This window comes from Melaminivora alkalimesophila (assembly GCF_000282995.1).
Classification (GTDB): domain Bacteria; phylum Pseudomonadota; class Gammaproteobacteria; order Burkholderiales; family Burkholderiaceae_C; genus Melaminivora; species Melaminivora alkalimesophila.
In genome coordinates this window covers 1-1,844 of sequence record NZ_ALEE01000097.1, presented here as the reverse complement: position 1 = coordinate 1,844, position 1,844 = coordinate 1, and the positions used below count along the sequence as shown (strand labels likewise).

Genomic DNA, 1,844 nt, shown 5'->3' with positions numbered 1-1,844 from the left:
GAAGCCTTGAACTATACAACACAAAAGAGCCGATAGACAAGACCGAGGTGGAAAAAATCTCTGGAGACTCTCGCCACCCCTGCCACCGCGTCCGGCCTCCAACAGGAAGGCCGCGCTGCAGCAAGACCGCAAGTATAGCCCGAAAAAACACCTCAGTGCCAGTCGCGCAGCGCCGCTTCCAGCGCATCGATGAACAGCGCCGCCACGTCGCAGCCTGTCTGCTGCTGGATCTCCTGGAAGCAGGTGGGGCTGGTGACGTTGATCTCGGTGATGCAGTCACCGATCACGTCCACCCCGGCGAGCAGCAGTCCGCGCGCCGCGAGCACCGGCCCGAGCGCCTCGGCGATCTCGCGATCCCGCGGGCCGAGCGGCTGCGCCACGCCCAGGCCGCCGGCCGCCAGGTTGCCCCGCACTTCCGTGCCCTGGGGGATGCGCGCGAGCGTGTAGGGCACCGGCTTGCCGCCGATGATGAGCACGCGCTTGTCGCCCTGGGCGATCTCGGGCAGGAATTTCTGCACCATGACGCTGTGGCGCCCGTCCTGGTTCAGCGTCTCGATGATGCTGCCGAGATTCATGGCGTCCGGCCCGACGCGGAAGATGCCGGCGCCGCCCATGCCGTCCAGCGGCTTGAGGATGACGTCGCCGTGCTCGGCGTGGAAGCGCCGGATGTCCTCAGCCGAGCGTGTGACCAGGGTCGGGCCGATGAACTCGGGAAACTCCATGATGGCGAGCTTCTCGGGGTGGTCGCGCAGGGCGCGCGGCCGGTTGAGCACGCGCGCGCCCTCGCGCTCGGCCTGCTCGAGCATGTGGGTGGCGTAGAAGTACTCGCTGTCGAAGGGCGGGTCCTTGCGCATCAGGACGGCGTCGAAGTCGGCGAGCGCTGCCGGGCGCGGCGCCTGGGCGTCGAACCATGCCGGCCCCTCCTCTCCCGTCAGCCGGAGTTCGCGCACCGGCGCACCGACGCGCCCGCCGCGCTGCCAGTGCAGGTCGCGCGGCTCGCAGGCCGCCAGGCGCCAGCCGCGGCGCTGCGCCTCGCGCATCATGGCGAAGGTGCTGTCCTTGCGGGGGTTGAATTGCTCCAGGGGGTCGGCAACGAAAAGCAGGTGCATGGGGTGTCCAGGAATGGGCGGGCGCAGGGCCCGGTTCAGCGCGCGGCGCGGGCGGCGCCTTGGCGCCCGTACTGTTGCACAAGCAGCGCCAGGCTGCCGGCGACCACGCCCCAGAAGGCGGAGCCGATGCCGGCGATCACCACGCCGCTCAGGGTGACGAGGAAAGTGATCAGCGCAGCCTCGCGATGGCTCTCGCCTGCGAGCGCGGAGGCCAGCCCGCCGCCGATGGAGCCGAGCAGGGCGAGCCCGGCGATCGCCACCACCAGCTCCTCGGGGAAGGCGGTCAGCAGGCCGGTGACGACCGCGCCGAAGATGCCGACCAGCACATAAAGCAGCCCGCAGGTGGCAGCGGCCGTGTAGCGGCGCGCCGGGTCGGGATGGGCCTCCGGCCCCATGCAGATGGCGGCAGTGATGGCGCTGAAATTGAGCGCGAAGGCGCCAAAGGGCGCGAGCACCAGGGTGGCCAGGCCGGTCATGCCGACCAGGCGCGAGACGGGCAGCCGGTAGCCGGTGGCGCGCATCACGGCCACGCCCGGCAGGTTCTGCGAGGCCATGGTGACGATGAACAGCGGCAGCGCCAGGCTCATGAAGGCCTGCAGCGTGAACACCGGCGCGGTGAAGACCGGGCGGGCCAGTTCCAGCTGCACGGCCGACCAGTGCATCTGGCCGGCCGCGGCGGCCCAGGCGATGCCGGCGGCCAAAGTCAGGACCACCGCATAGCGCGGCAGCAGCCGG

General features: G+C 70.4%; 2 protein-coding genes. Both read right to left on the bottom strand.

Annotated features, from left to right (window positions below; genetic code table 11):
- Positions 1–152: 152 nt before the first annotated feature.
- Entirely contained in the window at positions 153–1,109 is a 957-nt protein-coding gene (gshB, locus tag A612_RS01300) for a glutathione synthase (RefSeq protein ID WP_019372809.1), read from the bottom strand.
- 35 nt (positions 1,110–1,144) lie between these two features.
- Positions 1,145–1,844, bottom strand: a 700-nt coding sequence (locus tag A612_RS01295) for a benzoate/H(+) symporter BenE family transporter (RefSeq protein ID WP_019372808.1), incomplete at its 5' end; no start/stop codon positions are given.